General features: G+C 66.4%; 17 protein-coding genes. 9 read left to right on the forward strand and 8 right to left on the reverse strand.

From position 1 onward, the window contains the following. Nucleotides 1-126: 126 nt before the first annotated feature. On the reverse strand, nucleotides 127-1500 hold the full coding sequence (locus D6B98_RS14010) for a hypothetical protein (RefSeq protein ID WP_126257584.1): 1374 nt from the start codon (nucleotides 1498-1500) through the stop codon (nucleotides 127-129). 168 nt (nucleotides 1501-1668) lie between these two features. On the opposite strand from D6B98_RS14010, the gene glmU reads away from it, so the two are divergent. After that, nucleotides 1669-3024, forward strand: a complete 1356-nt coding sequence (gene glmU / locus D6B98_RS14015) for a bifunctional UDP-N-acetylglucosamine diphosphorylase/glucosamine-1-phosphate N-acetyltransferase GlmU (RefSeq protein WP_126257585.1) — start codon at nucleotides 1669-1671, stop codon at nucleotides 3022-3024. A gap of 8 nt (nucleotides 3025-3032) precedes the next feature. Here the strand turns inward: glmU and D6B98_RS14020 are convergent, their stop codons facing one another. Continuing rightward, nucleotides 3033-3251: a hypothetical protein gene (locus D6B98_RS14020; protein ID WP_126257586.1), complete on the reverse strand. Its 219-nt coding sequence runs from the start codon at nucleotides 3249-3251 to the stop codon at nucleotides 3033-3035. 220 nt (nucleotides 3252-3471) lie between these two features. Here D6B98_RS14020 and glmS point away from each other — a divergent pair, with 220 nt between their 5' ends. From glmS to panE, 4 genes are all read left to right on the forward strand, one after another. Beyond that, entirely contained in the window at nucleotides 3472-5298 is a 1827-nt protein-coding gene (glmS, locus tag D6B98_RS14025; protein WP_126257587.1) for a glutamine--fructose-6-phosphate transaminase (isomerizing), read from the forward strand. 84 nt (nucleotides 5299-5382) lie between these two features. Next, on the forward strand, nucleotides 5383-6153 hold the full coding sequence (locus D6B98_RS14030; protein WP_126257588.1) for a DUF502 domain-containing protein: 771 nt from the start codon (nucleotides 5383-5385) through the stop codon (nucleotides 6151-6153). Nucleotides 6154-6257: 104 nt separating this feature from the next. Then, nucleotides 6258-7115, forward strand: coding sequence for an NAD(P)-dependent oxidoreductase (locus D6B98_RS14035; RefSeq protein ID WP_126257589.1), 858 nt, complete (start codon nucleotides 6258-6260; stop codon nucleotides 7113-7115). Nucleotides 7116-7316: 201 nt separating this feature from the next. Beyond that, nucleotides 7317-8246 (forward strand): 2-dehydropantoate 2-reductase, encoded by a 930-nt coding sequence (gene panE, locus D6B98_RS14040; RefSeq protein ID WP_126257590.1) that lies wholly within the window; start codon nucleotides 7317-7319, stop codon nucleotides 8244-8246. Here the strand turns inward: panE and recG are convergent. Continuing rightward, on the reverse strand, nucleotides 8243-10351 hold the full coding sequence (gene recG / locus D6B98_RS14045) for an ATP-dependent DNA helicase RecG (RefSeq protein WP_126257591.1): 2109 nt from the start codon (nucleotides 10349-10351) through the stop codon (nucleotides 8243-8245). The two genes, panE and recG, sit on opposite strands and share 4 nt — an antisense overlap. A 216-nt stretch (nucleotides 10352-10567) precedes the next feature. Here recG and D6B98_RS14055 point away from each other — a divergent pair, with 216 nt between their 5' ends. Both D6B98_RS14055 and mfd read left to right on the forward strand, forming a co-directional pair. Then, on the forward strand, nucleotides 10568-10858 hold the full coding sequence (locus tag D6B98_RS14055) for an FAD assembly factor SdhE (protein ID WP_126257593.1): 291 nt from the start codon (nucleotides 10568-10570) through the stop codon (nucleotides 10856-10858). Further along, nucleotides 10855-14373 carry a transcription-repair coupling factor gene (mfd, locus tag D6B98_RS14060; protein ID WP_126257594.1) on the forward strand — a complete coding sequence of 1173 codons (3519 nt, stop codon included), beginning with the start codon at nucleotides 10855-10857 and terminating at the stop codon, nucleotides 14371-14373. The genes D6B98_RS14055 and mfd overlap by 4 nt, the downstream gene beginning before the upstream one ends. A 148-nt stretch (nucleotides 14374-14521) precedes the next feature. On the opposite strand, the gene D6B98_RS14065 is transcribed toward mfd, so the two are convergent. The 3 genes from D6B98_RS14065 to D6B98_RS14075 form a co-directional block, all read right to left on the reverse strand. After that, nucleotides 14522-15745 carry a GGDEF domain-containing protein gene (locus tag D6B98_RS14065; RefSeq protein ID WP_126257595.1) on the reverse strand — a complete coding sequence of 408 codons (1224 nt, stop codon included), beginning with the start codon at nucleotides 15743-15745 and terminating at the stop codon, nucleotides 14522-14524. An 85-nt stretch (nucleotides 15746-15830) separates the two neighbouring features. Beyond that, nucleotides 15831-17333, reverse strand: a complete 1503-nt coding sequence (locus tag D6B98_RS14070; RefSeq protein ID WP_126257596.1) for an AMP-binding protein — start codon at nucleotides 17331-17333, stop codon at nucleotides 15831-15833. A gap of 4 nt (nucleotides 17334-17337) precedes the next feature. Then, nucleotides 17338-19200 carry an extracellular solute-binding protein gene (locus D6B98_RS14075; RefSeq protein ID WP_164718590.1) on the reverse strand — a complete coding sequence of 621 codons (1863 nt, stop codon included), beginning with the start codon at nucleotides 19198-19200 and terminating at the stop codon, nucleotides 17338-17340. Nucleotides 19201-19461: 261 nt separating this feature from the next. Here D6B98_RS14075 and D6B98_RS14080 point away from each other — a divergent pair, with 261 nt between their 5' ends. Further along, on the forward strand, nucleotides 19462-20286 hold the full coding sequence (locus D6B98_RS14080; protein ID WP_126257598.1) for an invasion associated locus B family protein: 825 nt from the start codon (nucleotides 19462-19464) through the stop codon (nucleotides 20284-20286). A gap of 74 nt (nucleotides 20287-20360) precedes the next feature. On the opposite strand, the gene hspQ is transcribed toward D6B98_RS14080, so the two are convergent. Then, nucleotides 20361-20693, reverse strand: coding sequence for a heat shock protein HspQ (hspQ, locus tag D6B98_RS14085; RefSeq protein ID WP_126257599.1), 333 nt, complete (start codon nucleotides 20691-20693; stop codon nucleotides 20361-20363). Between the two features lie 106 nt (nucleotides 20694-20799). Here hspQ and D6B98_RS14090 point away from each other — a divergent pair, with 106 nt between their 5' ends. Then, entirely contained in the window at nucleotides 20800-21753 is a 954-nt protein-coding gene (locus D6B98_RS14090) for an AEC family transporter (protein ID WP_126257600.1), read from the forward strand. Between the two features lie 20 nt (nucleotides 21754-21773). Here the strand turns inward: D6B98_RS14090 and D6B98_RS14095 are convergent, their stop codons facing one another. Next, the gene (locus tag D6B98_RS14095; protein ID WP_126257601.1) at nucleotides 21774-22958 is read right to left on the reverse strand and encodes a UbiH/UbiF family hydroxylase; all 1185 of its coding nucleotides are present in this window, start codon (nucleotides 22956-22958) and stop codon (nucleotides 21774-21776) included. Nucleotides 22959-22973: the final 15 nt, after the last annotated feature.

A 22973-nucleotide genomic window follows, 5' to 3' on the forward strand; every position in this document is an offset into this window, starting at 1 on the left:
AGTTTCGGAAGGTTGAGGCGCCGCTGGGGCGCGCCGTGAATGAACGCAAACGGGCTGCAAAAGGACAGCTCAGGTCCTAGCGTCCGATCGCCGCATGCAAGAGGCTTTCGTCGGAGACGGGGCGTCCTATCGCCTGAAGAACGACGACAAGGTCGATGTCGCCGATGCGGTCTCCGGCTTCGCCGGCGCCGGCTGTGCCGCAGGAGCGGGCGCGGGCTCCTCGCGCTTGGTGCGTTTCGAAGTGTAGCTGCGGCGGCGCTGCGGCTTCTCGGGCTTGGCGCTGGGCGCGGTTTCGGCTTGCGGGGCCGCGTCCTGATTCTTCTCCGCGTTCTTCTCCTGAACCCTGTCTTGCGACTTCTCTTGTGCCTTGTCCTGGGGTTTGTCTTGCGCCTTTTCCGAGCCACGCATCGACAGGCGCTGGCCGTCGAACACGGTGGTCTCGCAGTGACGATTGCTCTCGGCAAGGCTCGCGCAGAACTTCGCGGCGGCGGCGGCATTGACGAGCGGGCCGGCACCGAGGCGGAGCTGCATGCCAAGCCCTGTCGTGCCTTCCTTGATCATGATGATCGGTCGCAGCGCTGCGATTTCCGGATTGGATTTGGTCACGCCGCGCCAGAGCGCGCGCAGGCCGTCGACCGAATTGGCGCCGCCGAGATCGATCGCGAAACGCGTCTGTTGAACCGCGATCGCGGGCGATTCGCTCTCGGTTGCCTCCGATGGCTTGGCGGCTGCCACGACGGCTTCGGTCGGCGCGGGCGCCGGCTCGGCCTTCTTCTCGGCGGCCTTCTCGTTCGTCTCCGGCTGCATCAATTTCGATGCGGCCGGATCGGGCGGCGCCATGATCGACTTGGACGAGACCAGCGGAATGGTCGGCAACGCTGAATTCATCGCCGGCGATTGCTGCACGAGCGAGGCGGCCGCGGCGGTCTGCGGCGGCGGCTCCTTTGCCGCTTCCTTCGGGGGATCCTTGAGCGTGTCCTTGAGCGTGTCCTTGGCGGCCTCGGTGCGAGGCTTGTCGGCGGCGGAAGCAGGCGTCGAAGCAACCGGCGCGACGCTGGGGGCTGCGGGCGCAGCATCCTGCATCTTGCCGGCCTGCGGCGGCGGCGGGGTGGTCTGCCTGGCGATGGCGCCGGTGACGGAATCGAGCCCTTGCTCCAGCACGGTGACGCGCGAATACAGCCGGTCGCGATCGGTATTCAGCGTCTCGATAGCGGCCGTGAGCCGACGGGCCTCGTTCTGGCTCTCCCTGGTGAGCATCTGGAGGCGGTCAGCCTGGCGCGCCAGATCGGCGGAAGCAACCTGGTCGCGCCGCCAGCCGAGCTGGGCCTGATTGGCCAGCACCGCGATGGTGACCGCGCCCACGGCCGCCACGCCCCACGAGCCCAGACGCCACATCAGGCGGCGATCGAACGCGCTTTCCTCAGCCAAGAGTCCGGAGAACAGTCCGCCGGTCTCCTTGGCGCCGAAGGCATCCGCCAGTGGGTCGGAATCCTTTGCCATGAACGTTAAGTGCCCAGCCCCGAAGCTTCCCCGAATCAATCAAGGAACATTAACAGGAAATGCGTGCCGCACTTGAATTCCGGGCGTTTGCGGGGGTAGCAAGGCGGCAGCTCTTGAGGGCGGCCCGCCTGCCGCGCCATTTGATTCGGCCGAACCGACAGGATTTCGATGACCGCCCGTTCCAGCCTCACGATCGTGCTCGCCGCCGGCGAAGGCACGCGCATGCGCTCGAGTCTGCCGAAAGTGCTGCATCCGGTCGCTCACCAGACGCTGCTGGCCCACGTGCTCGGCGCGGCGCCGAAGGGAACCGGCAGCTCGCTCGCGGTCGTGATCGGTCCCGACCACCAGGCGGTCGCGGATGAGGCGAAGCGCATCCGGCCCGACGCGCTCACCTTCGTGCAGGCCGAGCGGCTCGGCACCGCGCATGCGGTGCTGGCGGCGCGCGAGGCCATTGCGCGCGGCGCCGATGATCTGCTGATCGCCTTCGGCGATACGCCGCTGATCTCGGCCGAGACCTTTGCGCGGCTGCGCGCGCCGCTCGCCAGGGGCGCTGCGATCGCCGCGCTCGGCTTCCGCGCTGCCGATCCCGCCGGCTACGGCCGCTTCATCGTCGAGGGCGAACGCCTGGTCGCGATCCGCGAGCAGGCCGATGCGAGCGCCGACGAGCGCAAGATCGACCTGTGCAATGCCGGCGTGATGGCGATCGACGGGCGCCGGGCGCTTCAAATCCTTGGGCAGATCGGCAATGCCAATTCCAAGGGCGAATATTATCTGACCGACGCGGTCGAGATCGTCCGCAAAGAGGGATGGGAGTCCGTCGTGATCGAGACCAGCGAGGACGAGGTGCGCGGCATCAACACCAAGGCGCAGCTCGCCGAGGCCGAAGCCGTGATGCAGACGCGCTTGCGCAAGGCGGCAATGGAAGCCGGCGTCACCCTGATCGCTCCGGAGACGGTTTATCTCGCCGCCGACACCGAGTTCGGCAAGGACGTGACCATCGAGCCGTTCGTGGTGATAGGCCCCGGCGTCTCGATCGCCGACGGCACCGTGATCCATTCCTTTTCGCACATCGTGCAGACGACGCTGGGCAAGAACGTCTCGATCGGCCCCTTTGCGCGGCTTCGGCCCGGCACCTCGCTCGGCGACGGCGCGCGGATCGGCAATTTCGTGGAGACCAAGGCGGCGACGCTGGAGGCCGGCGTCAAAGTCAACCATCTCTCCTATATCGGCGATACCACGGTCGGCGCCAATTCCAACATCGGCGCCGGCACCGTCACCTGCAACTACGACGGCTTCAAGAAGCACAAGACGGTGATCGGGCAGGGCGCCTTCGTCGGCACCAATTCTTCGCTGGTCGCTCCGGTCAGAATCGGCAACGGCGCCTATATCGGATCGGGCTCGGTGATCACGCGCGACGTGCCCGATGACGCCATGGCGCTGGAGCGCAACCAGCAAACCATCCGGGAAGACGGCGCGGCGCGTTTTCGCGAGATGAAGACGGGCGGCAAGAAGCCGGAGAAATGAGCTTTCCGCTATTCGTCGTCGGCGAATTCGGAGAAGATCGCGCGGGTCAGGCGCCAGCCGCGCGGCTTGGCGCGCTTGACCGGCTCGCCTTCGGGATGCTTCATGAAGACGGGCTTGCTTTCCTTGCCGCGCTGGGGCGGCGGCCAATGTGCGAGATGCGTGCCCGTGGTCTCGCTGGCACGCAAGTACGTCGATGACAGACCTTTGCGGTCGGACGAGCCTTTCATGGCCTCACTCTCCTGAGCCGGAATCGTTGGCCAAATATGTTGACAGCAAGTTAATGTGCGCGGTCTAAGGCCGGCCAATTCGACGCAGGCGAAGCTCAGGTTGCGGTCCGCGCTGTCTCAATCCGCAATAATTATTGAGTAATGGTTGCTTCTGAATTTCGCTAAAAGCCGGACGTGTCGTTTAGGCGATTTTTCGACGATTTGGGGGATAGTGATCCGCATGTGCGGGATTGTCGGCATTCTCGGGCGCGAGCCGGTTGCAGAGCAGCTGGTGGATTCGCTCAAACGTCTTGAATATCGCGGTTACGACTCAGCGGGGGTCGCGACGCTCGAAGGCGGGCACCTCGAGCGCCGCCGCGCCGAGGGCAAGCTGAAGAACCTGGAGAAGCGGCTCGAAGCCGAGCCTTTGACGGGCACCACCGGGATCGGCCACACCCGCTGGGCCACCCACGGCAAGCCGACCGTCAACAACGCCCATCCGCACGCGACCGAGCGCGTCGCTGTCGTCCACAACGGCATCATCGAGAATTTCCGCGAGCTGCGCGAGGAGCTCGAGAACAATGGCACGGTGTTCAACACCGAGACCGACACCGAGATCGTGCTGCATCTGGTCGACGATCTCTTGACGCGCGGCAACAAGCCGGTGGAAGCGGTGAAGCTGGCGCTGAGGCGCCTGCGTGGCGCCTTCGCCCTCGGCTTCATCTTCGCCGGCGACAACGATCTCATGATCGGCGCCCGCAACGGTCCGCCGCTTGCGATCGGTTACGGCGACGACGAGATGTATCTCGGCTCCGACGCCATCGCGCTCGGCCCGTTCACCGACACGATCAGCTATCTCGAGGACGGCGACTGGGTCGTGCTGACCCGCAAGAGCGCTTCGATTTTCGACAAGGATGGCAATGCCGTCCAGCGTGACAAGATCAAGCACGCCGCCTCGACCTCGCTGGTCGACAAGGCCAATTACCGCCACTTCATGGCCAAGGAGATCCACGAGCAGCCGGAAGTGGTCGGCCACACGCTGGCGCGCTACGTCGACATGGCGAGCGAGCGCGTCTCGCTGCCGGTCAAGCTGCCGTTCGACTTCAGGAACGTCCAGCGCATCAACATCACGGCGTGCGGCACCGCGAGCTATGCCGGCTTCGTCGCAAAATACTGGTTCGAGCGCTTTGCGAGGCTGCCGGTCGAGGTCGATGTCGCCTCCGAATTCCGCTACCGCGAGGCGCCGCTGCGCAAGGGCGATCTCGCCATCTTCATCTCGCAGTCGGGCGAGACCGCGGACACGCTGGCCGCGCTGCGCTATGCCAAGGCCGAGGGCGTGCACACGATCGCCGTCGTCAACGTGCCGACCTCGACGATCGCGCGCGAGAGCGAGACCGTGCTGCAAACGCTAGCCGGCCCCGAGATCGGCGTCGCCTCGACCAAGGCCTTCACCTGTCAGCTCATGGTGCTGGCCAATCTTGCGATCGCGGCCGGCAAGGCGCGCGGCGAATTGTCCGACGAGGACGAGACCAAGCTGGTTCACGGCCTGGTCGAGATTCCGCGCCTGATGGCAGACGCGCTCACCACCGAGCCTCAGATCGAGAAGCTCGCGCATCGGATCGCCAAGTCGCGCGACGTGCTCTATCTCGGCCGCGGCACCAGCTTTCCGCTCGCGCTCGAAGGCGCGCTGAAGCTGAAGGAGATCTCCTACATCCACGCCGAGGGCTATGCCGCCGGCGAGCTCAAGCATGGACCGATCGCGCTGATCGACGAGACCATGCCTGTCGTCGTCATCGCGCCTTACGACCGGGTGTTCGAGAAGACCGTCTCCAACATGCAGGAGGTCGCCGCCCGCGGCGGCAACATCATCCTGATGACGGACGCCAAGGGCGCGGAAGAGGCGACCGTCGAGTCCCTCGTCACCATCGTCATGCCCGACATGGCGGCGGCGTTCACGCCAATGGTCTATGCCGTCCCGGTGCAGCTGCTCGCCTATCACACGGCTGTCGTGATGGGCACCGACGTCGACCAGCCGCGCAACCTCGCGAAATCGGTGACTGTGGAATAGGCAGGCGGGATATCGGCCGGTCGTGGTCTTCCAAAATCTGCTAGAAGACCCTAGCTTGTGTGTTGCGACCGACCTGGAACCCGAATGACCCCCCGCGACGACGCGCCTGCGCCTCTTGATCCCGTCCCGGAACCGCATACCGGCCTGATGGGCCGCTTCCGCAATTATTTCCTGACCGGGCTCGTCGTCACAGGGCCGATCGCGATCACGCTGTACCTGGTCTGGTGGTTCGTCACCTGGGTCGACGGCGTGGTGCGGCCCTTCGTGCCGCTGGCCTACCGGCCCGAAACCTATCTGCCGTATGTCGTTCCCGGCTGGGGACTGGTCGTCGCATTCTTCACGCTGACGCTGGTCGGCTTCCTGGCGGCCAATCTGATCGGCCGCACCCTGGTCGATGTCGGCGAAACGCTCCTCGGCCGGATTCCGGCCGTGCGCGCCATCTACCGCGGCCTGAAGCAGGTGTTCGAGACGCTGTTCTCGGGCAAGGGCTCGAGCTTCCGGAAGGTGGGCCTGGTCGAGTTTCCGTCGCCGGGCATGTGGTCGATCGTGCTGATCTCGCAATCGCCGAATGAAGAGGTCGCGCGCAGCTTGCCGGGGCAGGAGGAGCACGTCTCGGTGTTCCTGCCGTGCTCGCCGAACCCGACCACCGGGTTCTTCTTCTACGTGCCCAAAAGCAAGATCGTCGAAGTCGATATGAGCACCGAGGATGCCGCGACGCTGATCATGTCGGCCGGCGTGGTGCAGCCGGGCTCGGCGCCCGATCCGAAGAAGGCCGCGGCACTCGCGGGCATGGCGAACGCCGCGCGCATCGCCAATGCGTCGGCGATGCAGCCCGAGCCTGCGAAGGTGGAGTAGAGCCATTCCGTTGCGGGATGGCGTCGGTCACGCGCGCGTTGGCATCCTCTGCTAGTCTCCCCTCGAGCCGCGCGCCTCGCTCGGCGTTCGATCTGGAGTGCATGATGTCCAAGACCATTGCGATCCTCGCGCCCGGCGCCATGGGCAGCGCCGTCGCCCGCCGCCTTAGCGAGCATGGCGCTCGTGTACTGACGTCCCTGACCGGGCGGAGCGAGGCGACGCGCAAACGCGCAGCAGATTCCGGCATGATCGGTGCCGATGACGATGCGATCGCTGGCTCCGACATCATTCTTTCGATCGTGCCGCCCGGGGAAGCCGTCGCGCTGGCCAAACGGCTGGCGGCGCTGATCGTCAGGCGCGAGCACAAGCCAATCGTGGTGGATTGCAACGCCGTCAACGTCGACACCGTGCGTGGGATCGAGGAGATCATCGGCTCGGCGCAGGCACCGTTCGTCGATGGCGGCATCATCGGCTTTCCGCCGCAGCCAGGCGGCAAAAGTCCTGCGTTCTACGTGTCCGGCGAGCACGCCAAGGACGTCGCGGTGCTGAAGGATTTCGGGCTCGACGTGCGGATCGTCGAAGGCCCGGTCGGCGCCGCCTCGGCGCTGAAGATGTCCTATGCCGGCATCGTCAAGGGCCTCGCCGGTATCGGCTCGGCCATGGTGATCGCGGCAACCAAGGCGGGCGCCGCTGATGCGCTGCGCGACGAGCTGGCACTGAGCCAGCCCGCGATCCTGGCGCGGCTCGAGGTCGCGCTGCCGGACATGATTCCGAAGGCCTATCGCTGGATCGCGGAAATGCGGGAGATCTCCGGGTTCCTCGGCCCCGATCATCCGGCCAGCCAGATCTACGAGGGCTTTGCGCGCTGGTTCGAGCATCTGGCGGATGATGCGAAGGGCGAGGCGGTGGATGCCACGTTGCTGAAGGCGTTTGCCGCGGGGAACGCGCGGAAGAAGACCTGACGTACCCACGTTCGCTCCCGCAAGGTTTGCGGTTGCGGTGTGCGGGTTTCTATCCACGCGTCATTGCGAGCGCAGCGAAGCAATCCAGAGTCCCTCCGCGGAAAGATCCTGGTTGCTTCGCTGAGCTCGCAATGACGGAGATGAGACGCTGCGGAGCCCATCTGCTATTGTGTTTGCGGTTCTTCTGAGACGGGAGTTCGAATGAGAGTGCTTGTCATCGGCGCGGGCGCGCTCGGCGGCTATTATGGCGCTTGTCTCGTCCGGGCAGGCCGCGACGTGACCTTTCTGGTGCGCGAGAAGCGGGCCGGTAAGCTGCGGCAGAACGGATTGCAGGTGGTGAGCCCGCACGGCGACTTCGTGGTGCAGCCGAAGATCCTTCTGGCCGGCGATCTCAGGGAGGCCTTCGACGTCGTGCTGGTCGGCGTGAAAGCCTACTCGCTCGACGACGCGATGAGCCAGTTTGCGCCCGCTGTCGGCCCCCACACGATGATTTTGCCGATCCTGAACGGGTTGAAACACATCGACGCTCTTACAGCCAGGTTCGGCGCCACTCGCGTCCTCGGCGGTCTCGCCAATGTCAGTGCCGGGCTGGACGCGGATGGCCGGGTCCTTCACTTCATGGCCAACCAGACCATCGTCTTTGGCGAGATCGAGGGCGCCTTAAGTGAACGCGCCCTCGCGCTGGAGACATTGTTCGATGTTCCCGGTATCGACGTGCGCGCCAGCGAGGCGATCACGCACGACATGTGGGAGAAGTTCGTTCAACTCTCGACGATCGCGGGCATCACCTGCCTGATGCGTGCAAGCATCGGCGACATCCTGGCCGTGCCCAACGGCGAGCAGTCCATCTTCCGCCTGTTCGCGGAATGCTGTGCGGTTGCCGCAGCATCGGGATATGAGCCGCGCGCGCCGTTCATCGAGTTCGACCGCAAGCTGTTCACCACCCTCGACTCGCCGCTCAAGGCCTCGATGCTGCGCGACATCGAGCGCGGCTCGATGACCGAGTCCGAGCATATCCTCGGCGATATGGCGAACCGGGCCCGTACCCTGGGCATCGAGACGCCGCTGTTGGATCTGGCCCGCGCGCATGTTGCGGCCTACGAGGTCGGGCGACGAAGGGCCGCAAGCTAGCCCGCCCCGATCAGCGGGATCGCTTCGTCGCGTTCGTAGAGATACAGCAGGCACCGCAGCGCCTCGCCGCGCTCGCCCTTCAGCTTCGGATCGTCCTTCAGGATGCGCAGCGCCTCGTCTCTCGCCTGGGCGATGAGCTGGCCGTGCACCTCAGGGCGCGCGATGCGGTAGCCGGGCAGGCCGCTCTGGCGCACACCAAGCACGTCGCCTTCGCCGCGCAGCTTCAAATCTTCCTCGGCGATGCGGAAACCGTCGGTGGTCTCGCGGATCACCTTCAGCCGGGCCTTCGACATCTCGCCGAGCGGCTCCGAATAGAGCAGGATGCAGGTCGAGGCCTCCGAGCCGCGTCCGATGCGGCCGCGCAGCTGGTGCAGCTGGGCAAGGCCAAAGCGCTCGGCGTTCTCGATCACCATGATGGTGGCGGCGGGAACGTCGACGCCGACCTCGACCACGGTGGTCGCGACCAGGAGCCCGATCTCGTGGGCGGCGAACTGGCCCATCACGCGGTCTTTTTCCGTGCCCTTCATCTGGCCGTGGACGAGGCCGACACGATCGCCGAAACGCTTTTGCAGGCTTTCGAAACGCTTGGTCGCGTTGGTGAGGTGTTCGGTGCCCTCGGCTTCGGATTCCTCCACCAGCGGGCAGATCCAGTAGACCAGTTTGCCCGATTGCAAGGCACGGCCGACGCCGTCCATGACCTCGCCGAGCCGGCTCATGGCGACGGCGCGGGTGTCGATCGGCTGCCGGCCGGCGGGCTTCTCGCGCAGCTCGGAGATGTCCATATCGCCGAAATAGGTCAGCACCAGCGTGCGCGGGATCGGCGTGGCGCTGAGCACCAGCACGTCGACAGCTTCGCCCTTGGACGTCAGCGCGAGCCGCTCGCGCACGCCGAAGCGGTGCTGTTCGTCGACGATGGCGAGCGCGAGGTCGTGGAAGGTCACATCGTCCTGGATCAGTGCATGGGTGCCGACCAGCAGGTCAATCTCGCCTGCGGCGAGCTGCGTGATGATCTCGCGCCGTTCCTTGCCTTTCTCGCGGCCGGTGAGGATCGCAACGCGCATGCCGGCACGCTCGGCGAGCGGGGCGATGGTCTTGATGTGCTGGCGCGCCAGGATTTCGGTCGGCGCCATCAGCGCGGCCTGCTTGCCGACCTCCGCGACCGCGGCCGCCGCGAGCAGCGCCACGACGGTTTTGCCCGAGCCGACGTCGCCCTGGAGCAGGCGCAGCATGCGCAGCGGCTGCTTCAGGTCCTCGGCGATGGCCGCCGCAGCGCTGCGCTGGGATGGCGTGAGCGCGTAAGGAAGGGCGTCGATGACCCTGTTGCGCAGATGTCCGTCGCCGGCATTGCGCACGCCGGCGGGGCGACGCAACTGTGCGCGGATCAGTGCCAGCGCGAGCTGGCCGGCCAGCAGCTCGTCGAAGGCGAGGCGCGACCAGAACGGCTGGTCCGGCAATATGTCGGTCAGCTCGACCGGCTGGTGCACGCGGGTGAGCGCTTCGGTGACCGGCGGGAAGTGGCAGCGCCGCAGCACCTCCGGGCTGATCCATTCGGGCAGCGCCGGCAGCTTTTGCAGCGCCTGCGCGATCGCCCGGCGGAGCGAGCCGAGCGCGAGGCCCTCAGTGAGGGGGTAGACCGGATCGATGCCCGAGAGCTTGGCGATCGCTTCCTCGTCCAGCACGCGGTCGGGATGCACGATCTGCGGGATGCCGTCATACATCTGCAGCGTCCCGGAGACGTAGCGCTTCTCGCCGACGGGCAGCAGCTTTTCGACATAGCCCGGCTTGGCGCGGAAGAAGGTCAGCACGACGTCACCGGTGTCGTCGCTGGCATAGACCAGATACGGCGCGCGCGCGTTGCGCGGCGGAGGCGGGCGATGACGGTCGACAATGACCTCCAGCGTCACCATAGTTCCCTGCACCGCGTCGCGGATCTTTGGCCGCGCCCGGCGGTCGATCACCTGGCTCGGCAGATGCAGCAAGAGATCGACCAGCCGCGGCGTCTCGCTGCGGCTGAGCAGGTACTGCAGCAGCTTGTCCTGCTTCGGACCGACGCCGGGCAGGCTGGTCACGGCAGCAAACAGCGGATTGAGCAGGCTGGGGCGCATCAGTGGAATCTAAGATTGTTCCTGGCCGTCATGCCCGGCTTTATGCCGGGCATCCACGTCTTTTTTGCAGCCCCACGTGGATGGCCGGGACGAGCCCGGCCATGACGGACGGGATGAGCGACTTGTCGCAACAAAGGGCTGACACGGCCACCCCGAGTGGCTATATCACCCCGGCCCGGCACGTCCGGGCTTTCTGCGTTTGACTGGATTTGAGACATGACGGGAACGACACGATCGAGCAGCGGGCTGGACGATCGCCGCAAGCGGCTTTTGTTCCGCTGCTGGCACCGCGGCACGCGCGAGATGGACCTGATCCTCGGCCGCTTTGCCGATGCCGAGATCGGCAATCTGTCCGATGACGAACTGGCGCAGCTCGAGAGGCTGCTCGATCTCAACGATCCCGATCTCTATGCCGCCATCACCGCCGACAAGGTGCTGCCGGCTGATGTTACCGGTGCGCTGTTCGCCCGCATCAAGGCCTATCCGCTCGCGGACGGCGGCGTATGAAACAGGGGATGAAATCTCCGGCCGAGCTGCTTGCGCCCGGCCGGGCGCTGACGCTTGCCAATGTCGCGGAAGGCGCCGAAGGCCTCGTGATCTCCGATCTGGCTCGGGCCATCGCGGCGCGGCCGAAGAAAGCGGCCGTCAGCCTTGCCGTGGTCTGCCGCGACGGTCCGCGCATGCAGCAGCTCGAACGCGCGCTGCAATTCTTCGCCCCCGATCTGCCGGTGCTGACCTTCCCGGCCTGGGACTGCCAGCCCTACGACCGCGTCTCGCCGCATGGCGGCATTCTGGCGCAACGCCTGACGACGCTGGCCCGGCTTGCCTCGCTCACCGGCAGCGACAAGCCGCTGATCGTGCTGACGACGGTGAATGCCGCCGTGCAGCGCGTGCCCGCGCGCGAGCTGGTCGCGGCGCAGGCGCTGTCGGTGGCCCCGGGCAATGTCGTGCCGATGGACACCATCGTCGCCTGGCTCGAGCACAACGGCTACAACCGCTCCTCGACCGTGCGCGAGCCCGGCGAATACGCCGTGCGCGGCGGCATCCTCGATCTGTTTCCGGCCGGCCTCGAGCAGCCGGTCCGCTTCGATTTCTTCGGCGACAGCCTGGAATCGATCCGCTCCTTCGATGCCGAGACCCAGCGCACGCTGCTCGATATGCGCTCGCTCGACCTCGTGCCGGTCTCGGAATTCCAGCTCGTCACCGAAACCATCCGCCGTTTCCGCATGGGCTACGTTGCCGAGTTCGGCGCGCCCGAGCGCGACGATGCGCTGTATGAGGCGGTCAGCGAGGGCCGCCGCCATCCCGGCATGGAGCATTGGCTGCCGCTGTTCCAGGACCGCATGGACACCCTGTTCGACTATCTGCAAGGCGCTCCGATCGCGATCGAGCCGCAGGCCGAGGACGCCGTCCGCGAGCGCTTCAAGCAGATCCAGGACTATTACGAGGCCCGGCGCGACGCGATGGAGCATCCCGGGGGCGGCGCGATCTACAAGCCGCTGCCGCCGGATCGGCTTTATCTCACCAGCGGGGAATGGGCCGAGCGCGAGAGCGGCATGCCGCTGGTGCGGTTGACGCAATTCTCGGTTCCGGCTGACGGGACGAGTGTCGTCGACGCCGGTGCGCGCAAGGGCCGCGACTTCGCGCCGGAGCGCAACGACACCAATGTCAACGTATTCGAATCCGTGGTCGGCCACGTCATGGCGCTGCAGGCCCAGCGCAAGAAGGTGGTGATCGCGCTGTGGAGCGAGGGCTCGCGCGACCGCATGACCTCGATGCTGCGCGACCACAAGCTGGCCCACACCACCAGCGTCAACTCCTGGCGCACCGTGCAGGCAACCCCGCGCAACGAGACCATGCTCGCTGTGCTTGGCCTCGAGAGCGGTTTCGAGACCGACGAGATCGCGCTCATCAGCGAGCAGGACATCCTCGGCGACCGCCTCGTGCGGCCGCGCAAGGCGAGCCGCAAGCTCGACAATTTCATCTCGGAGGTGACGAGCCTTGCCGCCGGCGACATCGTCGTCCATGTCGACCACGGCATCGGCCGCTTCATCGGCCTGCAAACGCTCGACGTGGCCGGCGCGCCGCACGACTGCCTCGAGCTGCATTATGCCGCCGAAACCAAACTGTTCCTGCCGGTCGAGAACATCGAGCTGCTGTCGCGTTACGGCTCGGACCAGACCAATGTCGAGCTGGATCGCCTGGGCGGCGGCGGCTGGCAGACCCGCAAGGCGAAACTCAAGAACCGCATCCGCGAGATCGCCGGCGAATTGATCAAGATCGCGGCCGCGCGCCAGCTGCACGAGGCGCCCAAGCTCCCGGTGCAGCCCGGGCTCTACGACGAGTTCTGCGCACGCTTCCCCTATGACGAGACCGAGGACCAGCTAGGGGCCATCGAAGCCACGCTGAAGGATCTCGAACTCGGCCGTCCGATGGACCGGCTGATTTGCGGCGACGTCGGCTTCGGCAAGACCGAGGTGGCCTTGCGCGCGGCGTTTGCCGTGGCGCTCGAGGGCAAGCAGGTCGCCGTCGTGGTGCCGACCACGCTGCTGGCGCGCCAGCACGCAAGGACCTTCGCCGAGCGTTTCAAGGGCTTTCCGGTCAACGTCGCGCAGGCTTCGCGCCTGATCGCGGCCAAGGAGCTGAACCAGGTCAAGAAGGGCATCGCCGACGGCTCGGTCGACATCGTCGTCGGCACCCACGCGCTGCTTGGCAAGGCCATCAAGTTCCGCGACCTCGGCCTCGTGATCGTCGACGAGGAACAGCACTTTGGCGTCACGCACAAGGAGCGGCTCAAAGCGCTTCGCTCCGAGGTGCACGTGCTGACGCTGTCGGCGACGCCGATCCCGCGCACGCTGCAACTCGCGCTCACCGGCGTGCGCGAGCTCTCGATCATCGCTTCGCCTCCCGTGGATCGCCTCGCGGTGCGCACCTTCGTCGCTCCGCACGATCCCTTGATGATCCGCGAGGCATTGTTGCGCGAGCGCTATCGCGGCGGGCAGGCGTTCTACGTGGTGCCGCGCATCGACGACCTCGCCGAGGTCAAGGATTTCCTCGACAAGAACGTGCCGGAGATGAAGGTCGCGGTCGCACACGGCCAGATGCCGCCCGCCGTGATCGAGGACATCATGACCGCGTTCTACGACGGCAAGTTCGACATCCTGCTGTCGACCACGATCGTGGAATCCGGCCTCGACATTCCTAACGCCAACACCCTCATCGTGCACCGCGCCGACATGTTCGGCCTCGCCCAGCTCTATCAGCTGCGCGGCCGGGTCGGGCGCTCCAAGCTGCGGGCCTATGCGCTGTTCACGCTGCCGGCGCAGCAGAAGATCACGGCGCAGGCCGAGCGCCGGCTCACCGTGCTGCAATCGCTGGAGACGCTCGGCGCCGGCTTCCAGCTCGCCTCGCACGACCTCGATATCCGTGGCGCCGGCAACCTGCTCGGCGAGGAGCAGTCCGGCCACATCAAGGAGGTCGGCTTCGAGCTCTATCAGTCGATGCTGGAGGAGGCGATCGTCAACCTCAAGGCCGGCGTCTCCGAGCCCGCCGCCGACCGCTGGTCGCCGCAGATCACGATCGGCATGCCCGTGCTGATTCCGGAGGACTATGTCGGCGATCTCTCGGTGCGGCTGTCGCTGTACCGGCGCCTCGCCGATCTCGACACCGAGGAGGAGATCGAGAACTTCGGCGCCGAGATGCGCGACCGCTTCGGCGTGCTGCCGGACGAGGTGCGCTACCTGTTCAAGGTCGCCGCGATCAAGGCGTTCTGCCGTAGGGCCAATGTCGAGAAGATCGACGCCGGCCCGAAGGGCGCCGTCATCGCCTTCCGCGACAATTCCTTCGCCCATCCCGACCGCCTCGTCAGCTTCATCCGCAGCCACGGCCAGGCCGCCAAGGTGCGCCCCGACAAGAAGGTGGTGTTCCTGCAGGATTGGGAAACCCCGGAGGAGCGGCTGGCCGGCACGACGGAAATCATGCGTCAGCTGGCGCAGCTCGCCGAGAGCAAGAAGGCGGCGTGAGCGCGAGGCGAGATGCTGTAGGGTGGATTAGCCGAAGGCGTAATCCACCATCTTTGGTTGCCGCGAGCAGAAAAGTGGTGGGTTACGCCCCGCGCCTGCGCTTCGCGCAGTCGCAAGGCTAACCCACCCTACAGCAGCGAGGTTGTGGTTACGACGCCGCCCTGGACGCATCCGCCGACAGCCGCGCCAGCAGCGACCTCGCCGTATCCGAGGGCGACAGCGAGTCCACGCTGACGACGGGGTCGCTGCGCATCTCGTGCTTGCCGTTCGAGGTATGCCGCATCACCGCCGACAGACGCCGCGCGATCATATGCGCCGTGCGGAAGTCGGTCTCCGCGAACACGACGATGACCGAGCCATCCTTCTGCGCTACGCCGAAATCCATCTGCCGCATCAGGCGGCTGAGGATGCGCGCGGCGTCGAGCTGGGCGCGGGAATTGCCGGGGTCGAAAGCAAAACGCGCGACGGACAGACCGCCGCCGCGGGCCAGCGTCTGCTCGACCGCCTTGGCAAAATCGCGGGCGAAGGCTTCCACGGTGAGCAGGCCGCTGCGCGGGTCGAGCCAGCCGCCGGCATCGATCGAGCGCAGCGTGCGGCTCAATTGGGCTTCCATCGCGTGCTGGCGGATCAGGGGCAACGCATTGGCCGCGACCCTGGCCGGCTCGCCAGGGATCAGCTCGAGATTTGGCAAATCGTAAGTCTGCGTCAGCTGATGCGCGGTGACGATCACCGGCAGGCTGCGGAAGCGGGTGTCCTCGGCGAGCACCGTGAGAAAGGCATCGGTGACGCGCGCGGTAAAACCCTCGGCAAGGACCACGCCGTCGAGGTCGCGGGTGTTGAGGTGCTTCGCGGCGGCCTCGATCGAGAGCGCGCCGACGACGCCGACGCGTTCGCCGAGCGCGACGGACAGCGCGGGGTAGGCCGCGCCGCGGCCGATCAGGAGCACGGTGGCATCGCGGGCGGGATCACCTTGCGGCAATGCGACTTTCACTTCGGGCAGCCGGCGCAGCACCGTGGCGTGGAGCGTGCGCACGCGCAGTGCGGCGCGAAGCCGTGCGATCAGGCGGTCGGGATTGCCGCCGCGCGAGGAGAAGGGCAGGGCGTTGTGAGGCAGCGTGCCCGCCGCATCCACGGCGACAAAAGGTAGATAAGGCGATTGCTCGGCGATCTTCCTTGCCAGTGCAGCCAGATGCGGCTCGTGTCCGCCATGCATCGCAGCGAGAATGGCCGCTGGCTGCACCTCTTCGACCGCGCGTGCCGCGCTGGCCCAGTCGGTATCGACCACGGGAAACAGCCGGGCCTCGTCCAGCGCCCCGACGAAGGGCGGCCGATCGGCATTGGACACAAAGAGGATCGGGCCCGCCTGGGACATTGGGAAACTCTGATGACGCAACAGATGCCGCGCAATCTAGTTCGGCCGCCTTAATGCGGCGTCAACATATCCGGCGAAACTGCGCCTAGACCGGCCCGGAGCGATCGCGAAAAGCTTCGACCATCAGTGGGTTAAGCCCGAGCTCGCTGAGCGCCTCGCGGGCGCGGGCGTTGTCCTGGGCACGTCCGGCCAGCCTGTGGCCGGAAAGCCGGTCGGGCAGCGCGGTGAGGAGGGCGCCCTGGCCGAGCCGGCGGGCCCATTCCTGCAAATCGTTGGAGAGGAAGCGGTAGCCGCCGACGGCCATGATGCCGGAGGGGGGCGCGGTGATGCAGATTGCGCCGCTCGGGCGGTCGAGCCGCGCGGCATAACCGGTGTCGACATAGTCGCGCGGCGGCTGCGCCGTCAGGGTTTCACCGACCGGCTGCGGCGGGGCATAGGCCGCAATCGGCACCATCGCGCCGCGCAGGCCGAGCGTGCCCTTCGGCGTCAGCAGGATTTCGCCGGCAATGGAGGAGCCGGACTGCTCACGCGGGGCGCCGTGCGGCCCGGGCATCACCGCGACCGGCATGCCGTCCTCGCCGCGGCGGGCACCGAACAGGCCGGCCTCGCCGAACAGATAGACGTCGGTCAGCGGTGCATGCGGGGCGATCCAGGCATCGCTCGCGGCCACCTGCTCGGGCGCGCGCCACAGGCCGATGACGTTGCGCAAGGACGGCATCCGCGCCGCCAGGTCGGAATCGCCGAGCCGCAAGGCCAGCTGCGCCGGCGCGATCAGCACCTCACAACCATGCTCGTTGATCTGCTGCTCCAGCACCTCGATCTCGAAGGGATGATGCAGTGCCAGGGCGCCACCGGAGAGCAGCCAAACCGCGAGCGAGGAGGCGAGGCCGGCGAACGACATCGGCGCGAACGCCGCCATCAATGTCGCGCCCTGCCGGATGTCGGCTTCCAGCGACATCGCCAGCCCGCCGGCGATCAAGCTGAAATGCGGCCGCGGCACCGGACGAAAGCCTTCCGCGGTGACGTCGAAGGAGATCATCGCCGCCTTGCGGCCGTCCTGGATCACGGCGCGCGTGGTCCCTGGCGGACGCGCCAGCACGTCGTCGAGCGACGCCATGCCTTCGGGCAGGTCGGTACCGAAGCCGCAGACGTGACGGATCGAGAAGGCTTCGGCGGCCGCATGCATCGCGAGGTCGGCATAGCTCGTGCCGTCGACCTTGCTCGTGGTGACGATGGCACGGGCCGCGGTGCGGTTGAGCGCGGCGGTCAGCTCCGCATGGCGCCACAAGAGCGGCAGCACGGCGACGACGAGGCCGGCGCGATGGGCGGCGAGCACCGTCAGCACGAACTCGATCGTGTTGGGCAGCTGGATCGCGATGACAGAATTGGCCGGCAGGCCCGATTCGACGAAATGTGCCGACAGCGCCTCGATGGCGGTGTCGACCTCGGCATAGGTCATCCGCCGCGGCTGGTGCCCGGTGATGCGTGCCTTGTTGAGGGGATCGAGCAAAGCGAGCGCATGCGGCTGCCGGATCAGCGTGCGCTGAAACAGCGTGTCGAGCGTCGGCGATATTGCTGGCTGGTTCACGGCGTCACTTCGCTTGAGTGGCTTGCTTCTGCCCCTTCGCCCACCAGGTCTCCGGCAAATAGCCTGAGAGCGAGGTGGCCTTGGGCCGTTCTATCCGATTCCAGCGCGCGATCCATTGCTCGGACACGTTAAACAGGGGGATTGTGTAGAAGCCCGAGATCAGAGCGCGGTCGAGCGCGCGCACCGCCGGGACGAAATCCGTATGTTCACGGGCCTCGAGCAGGGCGGCGATCATGGCATCGACGGCGGGATCCTTTGCGCCCATGTAATTGCGGGTGCCGGGATTGTCCGCGGCCGCGCTGCCCCAGTAGAAATATTGCTCGTTGCCCGGCGACAGCGACTGGTCCCAGCGGTTCTGGATCATGTCGAATTCGTAAGCCAGACGGCGCTGGTCGAACTGCACGGGATCAACCGAGCGCACGCTCGGCTCGATGCCGGCCCGCTTGAGATCGCGCTGGAACGCGAGTGCGATACGCTCCTGGTCGCGGGTCGTGACCAGGATCTCGAAGGTGAAGGGCGCTCTCGTCGCGCGGTTGCGCAGCACCGTGCCGTCGAGATCGTAGCCGGCCTCCGACAACAGTTTCAGCGCCGCGCGCAGCGTCGTGCGGTCGCGTCCCGATCCGTCGGTCACGGGAAGGCGGTAGCTGCCGTCCATGATGTCGGGCGCAATTCGAGCGGCGAACGGTTTGAGAAGCTCACGTTCGGGCGCGTCCGCCGGCCGGCCATAGGCCGAGAGGTCGGAGCCGGCGAAATAGCCGGCAACGCGCGAATAGAGCCCGAAAAAGTAGTTGCGGTTGACCAGCTCGAAATCGAACAGCAGCGTCAGCGCCTGACGCACGCGGATGTCGGCGAAGATCGGGCGGCGCGTGTTGAACACCAGGAATTCGGAGGGCTGCGGCAGGCCCGGCTTCACGGTGTCACGGACCACCTCGCCGCTTCTCGCAGCCGGAAAGTCGTAACCGTCATGCCAGCGCAGCGGCTCGTGCTCGATGCGGAAATCGTACAGGCCGCGCTTGAAAGCCTCGAACTGGCCGTTGGCCTCGCGAAAATAATCGAGCCTGATCTCGTCGAAATTGTAGAGCCCGCGGTTGATGGGCAGGTCGCGGCCCCAATAGTCGGGATTGCGGCTCAGGGTGACGCTGGCGCCGGGCTTCACCGCCGTGACGCGATAGGGTCCCGAGCCGACCGGCGCCGTCAGCGTCGTCTCCTCGAAGGTTGCGACGTCGATGGCATGCTTCGGCAGGACCGGCATCAGGCCGAGAATCAGCGGCAGCTCGCGGTCGTTGGCGCCGGTGAGGTCGAAGCGGACGGTGAGGGGATCGGGTGCTTCGGCCTTTGCGACCTTGGCGTAGTACTGCCGGTGATTGGGCCGGCCGTGGTCGCGCAGCAGCTGCCAGGAGAACAGCACGTCCTCGGCCGCGACCTGCTTGCCGTCGGAAAAACGGGCGCGCGGATCGAGACGGAACGTGACGAAGCTCCGCTCGTCATTGGTTTCGACGCTCCTGGCGAGCAGGCCATAGAGCGTGAACGGCTCGTCATTGCCGCGCGCGAGCAGGCTCTCGACCACGTAGCTGCGCATCTGCTGCACGGCCAGTCCCTTGACGATGAAGGGATTGAGGCTGTCAAAGGTTCCGAGAATACCCCAGGTCAAGCGGCCGCCCTTGGGCGCATCCGGATTGACGTAGGGCATATGGGTGAAATCGGCCGGCATCGCCGGCTTGCCGTGCATGGCAATGGCATGGGCCTGCTCGGCCCGTGCCGCGCCCATCGACACTCCGCCACCAAGGCCCAGGACAAGGGCAGAGGCCAGCACCAGGACGCAAAGGCGGACACCGGGGCCCTCGACGAGGCGTTGGAACATGAACATCGGCACAGGTTGATTCGAGGACGGGCGTGCCTCGAATCCTATCACAGGGAATTTCCCCGGACGCGGCTGCGGGTGTGGCCAAAGGCGCTTGTCGGCATTGATCTTTTCGTCGACCACGTTAAGAAGGCACCCGATCGCGCAAGAGCGTCGAGCCCGTCACTTATCCGCCTCAATTGACGGGGAGAGAGCCGCGCCCAACGCGGCCAGGTTCGATGCTTCGGAGCGGTTCGGGCACTTCCCGTTCAGAAAGGGTTTTCCGCAATGAATTTCCGTTACTTGGCCGCGTCCGCCCGGCCGCGCGGGCGAATTCTCGCCTTGTTGACGGCGACGGCATTGGCCGTCCCGTTTGCCGCCGAGGCCCAGACCCCGGCGCCAGCGCCGGCGCCGGCCCCCGGCGCACCCAAGGCGGCTCCGGCCCCGAAGGCGACGCCCAAGGCTGCCCCCAAGGCGCCGACCGCTCAGGCGCCCGCCCAGCCGGCTCCTGCCCAGGGCGCTCCGGCGCAGCAGGGCGCGGCCCAGCCGGCCGATCAGCAGATCCAGCTGATCTATGCCCCCTGGACCAAGTTCTGCCTCAAGGGCCAGGACGCCAACGCCAAGCAGGTCTGCTTCACCGGCAAGGACGGCCGCATCGAATCGGGCCAGCCGGTCATCGCCGCCGTGATCATCGAGCCGGAAGGCGAGCCGAAGAAGATCCTGCGCGTGACGCTGCCGCTCGGCATGCAGCTCGTGCACGGCACCCGCATCATCGTCGACAGCAACGCGCCGCTGCAGCAACCCTATGTGATCTGCTTCCAGAACGGCTGCATGTCGGACTACGAGGCGACGCCCGAGCTCATCAACAACATGAAGAAGGGCCAGAATCTCGTTGTCCAGGCGATCAACGCCAATGGCGCGCCGCTGACCCTGCCGCTGCCGCTCACCGGCGAATTCCAGAAGGCCTATGACGGTCCGCCGACCGATCCGAAGGTGTTCGAGGAAACCCAGAAGAAGCTCCAGGAAGAGCTTCAGAAGAAGGCCGAAGAGCAGCGCAAGAAGCTGGAGCAGCAGGGTGCGCCTCCCGGTACACCACCGGCTGGCCAGAAGTAGTCGGGACCAAATCCCGGACATGAAAAAGGCGCTCATCTCGAGCGCCTTTTTTGTCGATCGCCTGTCGGTGCGACTCAATTCAGTGAGGGATTACGCGGGCGGTAGCCGCCATCCTTGTTCTTGATGAAGATCTCGGCCACCTGGGAATGCCGGACCGGCTCGCCGGAATCGTCCGGCAGCAGGTTCTGCTCGGAGACGTAGGCGACGTACTCGGACTCCGCATTCTCCGCGAGCAGGTGATAGAACGGCTGATCCTTGTGCGGCCGCACCTCCTCGGGGATCGACAGCCACCACTCCTCGGTGTTGTTGAATTCCGGATCGATGTCGAAGATGACGCCCCGGAACGAGAAGATCCGGTGGCGCACGACCTGTCCGATCTGGAATTTGGCGGTCCGCGCTTTAATCATTCCCCGTCGATAGACCAGGATTGTGGCCGATGCTAGTGGCCTGATCTGGAATTGGCGTTCACTTGAGGGGGAGATAGCCCCCAAATCTTCAGAAAACACTTCATCAATGGTCGATATCCTCAATCTGGCACTACCTTATTTCGGCCTGATCTTCGTCGGTTTCGCGTGCGGCAAGGTCAAATCCCTGCCGGAATCGGGCCTCGCCTGGATGAACTTCTTCCTGCTCTACGTGTCGCTGCCGGCCCTGCTGTTTGCGATCATGTCCAAGACCCCGTTCTCGGAATTGAACAACCCGCCGTTCCTGGTCGCGACCACGCTGTCCACCGTCGCCGCGTTCACCCTGGCGCTGGTCGTGGGCAAGGTTTTCGGCCGGCTGACATTGCGCGAGGCGACGCTCGCAGGCCTGTCCGGCGGCTACGGCAATATCGGGTATATGGGGCCGGGGCTGGCGCTCGCCGTGCTCGGCAGCAAGGCCGCGGCGCCGACCGCGCTGATCTTCTGCTGCGACAGCATCTTCCTGTTCACCATCGTGCCGCTGCTGATCGAGCTCTCCGACCGCGATCATCCCTCGATCGTGCACGCCTTCGGCGTGGTGCTGAAGCAGATCGTGCTCAACCCGCTGATCATGTCGGCCTGCTTTGGCGCGGCCGTCGCGGCCCTGCATATCGAGATGCCCGTCGCGCTCGATCGCACCATCACCTTCCTGCAGAACGCGGCGGCCCCGACCGCACTGTTCGTGCTCGGTGTGACCGTGGCACTGCGCCCGTTCGACCGCGTCCCATGGGAGGTGCCGGGTGTGATCGCGATCAAGCTGCTGTTTCACCCGCTCGCGGCGTTCGGCCTGATGCTCGCGTTCGGGCCGTTCGCGCAGCCCTGGGCCGCCACCGCCGTGCTGATGGCCTCGCTGCCGCCGGCGCTGAACGTGTTCGTGATCGCCCGGCAGAACGATGCCTGGATCGAATCCGCCTCCGTCGCCGTGCTGCTCGGGACCTTCGCGTCGGTGGTCACGCTGACCAGCGTGATGTGGGCGATCCAGACCGGACGGCTGGCGTTTCCGTAAAGGGCCTTACCGTCGCCAAACTACCTTCGCCAAGTCGGCGTCAGGCCCTCGCGCATTGCAAACCGTCGGAGCGGGCCGATGGCGCCGAGCAGGTGCATGCCGACGGCGCGGACCGGCTGCAGCGGCAGGAAATCGTTGAGCAGGGAGCGGTTGGCGATGTCGATCGCAAACGTGCGGCTCAGGATGTCCGGACGCCGCGCCCGGTCATAGCGCGTGAGCACCTCGTTCGCGCCGGGATCCTGTTCCGCCGCGACGGTTTCGCCGGCGAGCCGCGCGATGTCGGCGGCGTCGCGCAGGCCGAGATTGAGGCCTTGGGCGCCGATCGGGGGAACTACATGGGCGGCTTCGCCGACCAGCGCGATGCGGTCGCGGCCGAAGGATTTTGGACGCTCGATCGCCAGCGGGAACAGGTTGCGCCCGGGCTCGACACTCATGCGTCCCAGAATCGAATGCGACTGTTTCTCGACCGCTGCGGACAGCTCGGCGTCATCAAGGCTCCGCAGCCGCTCGGCCTCGGCCGGAGCCGAGACCCAGACGACGCTGGAGCGGTCGCCGGGCAGGGGCACGAACACGCAGGGTCCGTGCGGCGTATGGAACTCGGTCGAGACGTTGCGATGCGGCCGCGCGTGGCTGACGTTGAAGGTCAGCGCGGTCTGGTTGAGCTCGCGCCGCGTCACCTCGATGCCGGCAGCCTCCCGGCACAGCGAATGCCGGCCGTCGGCGCCGACCACGAGGCGGGCCGTGAGAAACTGTGCGGAGGCCGTGCGGATTGCGACGTCGTCGGCCTCGATGACGATGCTCTCGGCCTCGTCGTCGAGACGGACGAGATTGGGCAGCTCAGCCGCACGCTCTTCGAGCGCCAGCATCAGCGAGCGGTTGTCGATGTTGTAGCCGAAGGCATCGAGCGCGATTTCGTGACAGGAGAAGCGGACCTCCGGCGCGCGGAACAGCCGACCGGTGTCATCGACGAGGCGCATGACCTCGAGCGCGGCCGCCTTGTCCTTGCAGCGCGACCAGACCTCGAGCGTCTCCAAGAGGTCGATGGAGGCACCGAGCAACGCCGTGGTGCGGTTGTCGGCATAGGGAACGCGGCGTGCCACCAATGCGGTCCGGGCACCGGCCTGTGCCAGCGCGATCGCCGCGGCAAGTCCCGCCGGCCCGCCGCCGATCACGGCGGTGTCATAAAGTGTCGATGCGTCTGTCATGGAACGACACATGAC

The organism is Bradyrhizobium sp. LVM 105 (assembly GCF_003957705.1).
GTDB lineage: Bacteria > Pseudomonadota > Alphaproteobacteria > Rhizobiales > Xanthobacteraceae > Bradyrhizobium > Bradyrhizobium frederickii.

What these genes read in the sequence shown, in the direction of transcription:
- D6B98_RS14010 (WP_126257584.1), bottom strand. Translation starts at nt 1,500, where the DNA reads ATGGCAAAGGATTCCGACCCACTGGCGGATGCCTTCGGCGCCAAGGAG.
- glmU (WP_126257585.1), top strand. Translation starts at nt 1,669, where the DNA reads ATGACCGCCCGTTCCAGCCTCACGATCGTGCTCGCCGCCGGCGAAGGC.
- D6B98_RS14020 (WP_126257586.1), bottom strand. Translation starts at nt 3,251, where the DNA reads ATGAAAGGCTCGTCCGACCGCAAAGGTCTGTCATCGACGTACTTGCGT.
- glmS (WP_126257587.1), top strand. Translation starts at nt 3,472, where the DNA reads ATGTGCGGGATTGTCGGCATTCTCGGGCGCGAGCCGGTTGCAGAGCAG.
- D6B98_RS14030 (WP_126257588.1), top strand. Translation starts at nt 5,383, where the DNA reads ATGACCCCCCGCGACGACGCGCCTGCGCCTCTTGATCCCGTCCCGGAA.
- D6B98_RS14035 (WP_126257589.1), top strand. Translation starts at nt 6,258, where the DNA reads ATGTCCAAGACCATTGCGATCCTCGCGCCCGGCGCCATGGGCAGCGCC.
- panE (WP_126257590.1), top strand. Translation starts at nt 7,317, where the DNA reads ATGAGAGTGCTTGTCATCGGCGCGGGCGCGCTCGGCGGCTATTATGGC.
- recG (WP_126257591.1), bottom strand. Translation starts at nt 10,351, where the DNA reads ATGCGCCCCAGCCTGCTCAATCCGCTGTTTGCTGCCGTGACCAGCCTG.
- D6B98_RS14055 (WP_126257593.1), top strand. Translation starts at nt 10,568, where the DNA reads ATGACGGGAACGACACGATCGAGCAGCGGGCTGGACGATCGCCGCAAG.
- mfd (WP_126257594.1), top strand. Translation starts at nt 10,855, where the DNA reads ATGAAACAGGGGATGAAATCTCCGGCCGAGCTGCTTGCGCCCGGCCGG.
- D6B98_RS14065 (WP_126257595.1), bottom strand. Translation starts at nt 15,745, where the DNA reads ATGTCCCAGGCGGGCCCGATCCTCTTTGTGTCCAATGCCGATCGGCCG.
- D6B98_RS14075 (WP_164718590.1), bottom strand. Translation starts at nt 19,200, where the DNA reads ATGTTCATGTTCCAACGCCTCGTCGAGGGCCCCGGTGTCCGCCTTTGC.
- D6B98_RS14080 (WP_126257598.1), top strand. Translation starts at nt 19,462, where the DNA reads ATGAATTTCCGTTACTTGGCCGCGTCCGCCCGGCCGCGCGGGCGAATT.
- hspQ (WP_126257599.1), bottom strand. Translation starts at nt 20,693, where the DNA reads ATGATTAAAGCGCGGACCGCCAAATTCCAGATCGGACAGGTCGTGCGC.
- D6B98_RS14090 (WP_126257600.1), top strand. Translation starts at nt 20,800, where the DNA reads ATGGTCGATATCCTCAATCTGGCACTACCTTATTTCGGCCTGATCTTC.
- D6B98_RS14095 (WP_126257601.1), bottom strand. Translation starts at nt 22,958, where the DNA reads ATGACAGACGCATCGACACTTTATGACACCGCCGTGATCGGCGGCGGG.